We start from the raw sequence: 2,709 nt of genomic DNA, 5'->3' as shown, positions 1-2,709 counted from the left end.
CGATCTCCAGCACCTGCTTGGCCGTCAGCGAGATTCCCGGCTCCCACCGCGCGCCCGGCTTCCAGAAGGTGCGCACCATCATCCCCAGCAGGATGGCCAGCACCAGCGCCTCGACCACGGCGTGCCCCGTGACCCGCACCTCCACCTCCTGCAGCGCCCACGCGGCGGCGGCCAGCGTGGCGGAAAGCGCCAGGCCGGGAAGGTACCCCAGGAGCGGGGGACGGGGTTCGGTCACTGCGGAACCGGTGTCGGTCACGGGACAGGCACGGAGATTGACGGTGCGCGCCGGCGGCACGCGCGGCACTGGGCCGCCGACAACCTAACCCGGACCGCAACCCCCGATGCTTCAGGAAGAACAGCGCAGGGCCATCGAGAACCGTCTGCTGCGCGAGCGCGAGCAGGTGCTCGACGCGATCGGCGACTTCGATGAGACCGCCAAGGACCTGCGCGACCGCGTGGGCGAGCTGAGCCTGGCCGACAATCACCCGGCCGACATCGCCACCGAGCACCAGGAGCACGAAAAGGACTTCCTTTTCGCCAGCATGGAAGGCCGCCGCCTGTACGCCATCGACGAGTCGCTGCGCCTGCTGTACAAGGAGCCGGAGCGTTTCGGGCTGTGCGAGGTGTGTGGCCAGGACATCGGGATGGAGCGGCTGGACGTGATCCCCGAGACCCGGCTGTGCGCGCAGCACGCCCGCGAGCGCGACGCGGCCTCGGACACCGACGCCAACCCCCGCGAGGCCGACGGCAACGCGAACGAGGCGTAGGCATCGCACGCACGCAGTGACGCACTCGCGTTTGTCCAGACACTCGCCAAACCCGGCGGCGCGTGTATATTGTGCCCGCCCGCCGAAGCGAGCGGGCCAGACGCACCACCGAAATACCCGAACCCGCTGCTGACGATGCTGATCGGCGTTCCGAAGGAAATCAAGACCAACGAGAACCGCATCGCCCTGGTGCCCGCGGGCGCCGAGGCCCTGGTCCAGGCCGGCCACCAGGTGATGGTGGAGCGCGGCGGCGGGCTGGGCAGCGGCTTCACCGACGACCAGTACACCTCCGTCGGCGCCACCATCCACGAGGTGGACGAGGTGTGGGCGCGGGCCGAGATGATCATGAAGGTCAAGGAGCCCATCGCCATCGAGTACGGCCGCACCCGGCCGGACCAGCTCCTGTTCACCTATTTCCACTTCGCCGCCGACCAGGCGCTCACCCGCGGGATGATCGACTCCGGCGCGGTGTGCGTGGCGTACGAGACGGTGCAGCTGGACAGCGGCGAGCTCCCCCTGCTGACGCCCATGTCGGAGGTGGCGGGGCGCATGGCCATCCAGGCCGGCGCCAAGTACCTGGAAAAGTACTACGGCGGCCGCGGGATGCTGCTGGGCGGCGTGCCCGGCGTGGCGCCCGCCAGCGTGGTGATCATCGGCGGCGGGGTGGTGGGCACCAACGCGGCCAAGATGGCGGCGGGGCTGGGCGCCCGCGTCACCATCCTCGACGTGTCGCTGGAGCGCCTGCGCTACCTGTCGGACGTCATGCCGGCCAACGTGGAGATGATCTACAGCAACCGGCACAACCTGATGGAGCGGGTGGAGCAGGCCGACCTGGTCGTGGGCGCGGTGCTGCTGCCGGGCGCCAAGGCCCCCAACCTGATCAAGCGCGAAGACCTGAAGCGCATGAAGGACGGGTCGGTGATCGTCGACGTGGCGGTGGACCAGGGCGGCTGCGTGGAGACCATCCGCCCCACCACGCACGAAGACCCCATCTACGAGATCGACGGGGTGATCCACTACGGCGTGGCCAACATGCCCGGCGGCGTGCCGCGCACCTCCACGCTGGCGCTGACCAACGCCACCTTCCCCTACGCCATGCGCCTGGCGCGCCTGGGGTGGAAGGAAGCCTGCCGCCAGGACCCCGCGCTGGCCCTGGGGCTGAACGTGGTCAACGGCCAGGTGGTGTATCCCGGCGTCGCCGAGGCCTTCGGCCTTCCGCTGGTGCCGCTGCAGTCCGTCCTGGTGTAACCTGCGGGCGGAGACGGCCGACAGCCCCCACCGGACCTCGCGCCGGTGGGGGCTGTTCCGCATCCGGGACCTTCCTTCCAACGATCCCATGACCGAACCGATCCGCGTCCGCTTCAAGCGGCTCGCCCACAACCCCGACCTGCCGCTCCCTGCCCGGCAGACCCCCGGCTCGGCCGGCTACGACGTGGCCTCGGCCGAGCCGGACTTCGTGCTGCACCCCGGCGAGCGGCGCCTGGTGGTCACCGGGCTGGCCATCGAGCTGCCGGACGGGGTGGAGTGCCAGGTGCGCCCGCGCTCGGGGCTGGCGCTTCGCCACGGCATCACCCTTCCCAACTCGCCCGCGACCATCGACCCCGACTTCCGGGGCGAGCTCAAGGTGATCGTGTGGAACGCGGGGACGGAGCCCGTGCCCGTTCCCCGCGGAACGCGCATCGCCCAGCTGGTGTTCGCGCGCTTCCTGGCGCCGGAGGTGGAAGAGGCGGACGAGTTGAGCAAGTCGGGCCGGGGCGAATCTGGCTTCGGGTCCACCGGCCGCTGAGGGCGCGCCCGCCCGGCATGGCCCGTGCATCTGGCCGCGGCGACTTCCGGGCGCCGGGTTGCGGGGGTCCGTGGGCGGGCCTAGCTTTGCAGGCTCCGATATTTCCACGGTTTGCACGCCGAAACGACGCGCCCGCGGGTCAACGCCCCCGGTCGA

General features: G+C 70.7%; 4 protein-coding genes. 3 read left to right on the top strand and 1 reads right to left on the bottom strand.

The window, feature by feature from the left end:
* Positions 1-235, bottom strand: a 235-nt coding sequence (locus tag VIB55_RS24020) for a putative sulfate exporter family transporter (RefSeq protein WP_331879217.1), incomplete at its 3' end; no start/stop codon positions are given.
* A gap of 106 nt (positions 236-341) precedes the next feature.
* Here VIB55_RS24020 and VIB55_RS24015 point away from each other — a divergent pair.
* The 3 genes from VIB55_RS24015 to dut all read left to right on the top strand — a co-directional run bounded on the left by VIB55_RS24015 (position 342) and on the right by dut (position 2,553).
* A complete protein-coding gene (locus VIB55_RS24015; RefSeq protein WP_331879216.1) occupies positions 342-767 on the top strand; it encodes a TraR/DksA C4-type zinc finger protein in 426 nt (141 codons plus the stop codon).
* A gap of 135 nt (positions 768-902) precedes the next feature.
* Positions 903-2,015, top strand: coding sequence for an alanine dehydrogenase (ald, locus tag VIB55_RS24010; protein ID WP_331879215.1), 1,113 nt, complete (start codon positions 903-905; stop codon positions 2,013-2,015).
* Positions 2,016-2,103: 88 nt separating this feature from the next.
* A complete protein-coding gene (gene dut, locus VIB55_RS24005) occupies positions 2,104-2,553 on the top strand; it encodes a dUTP diphosphatase (RefSeq protein ID WP_331879214.1) in 450 nt (149 codons plus the stop codon).
* The last annotated feature ends 156 nt before the right edge of the window (positions 2,554-2,709 follow it).

The sequence above is a fragment of the Longimicrobium sp. genome, from assembly GCF_036554565.1.
Taxonomy (GTDB): domain Bacteria; phylum Gemmatimonadota; class Gemmatimonadetes; order Longimicrobiales; family Longimicrobiaceae; genus Longimicrobium.
This window is presented reverse-complemented; position numbering and strand designations above follow the sequence as displayed.

What these genes read in the sequence shown, in the direction of transcription:
- VIB55_RS24015 (WP_331879216.1), top strand. Translation starts at nt 342, where the DNA reads ATGCTTCAGGAAGAACAGCGCAGGGCCATCGAGAACCGTCTGCTGCGC.
- ald (WP_331879215.1), top strand. Translation starts at nt 903, where the DNA reads ATGCTGATCGGCGTTCCGAAGGAAATCAAGACCAACGAGAACCGCATC.
- dut (WP_331879214.1), top strand. Translation starts at nt 2,104, where the DNA reads ATGACCGAACCGATCCGCGTCCGCTTCAAGCGGCTCGCCCACAACCCC.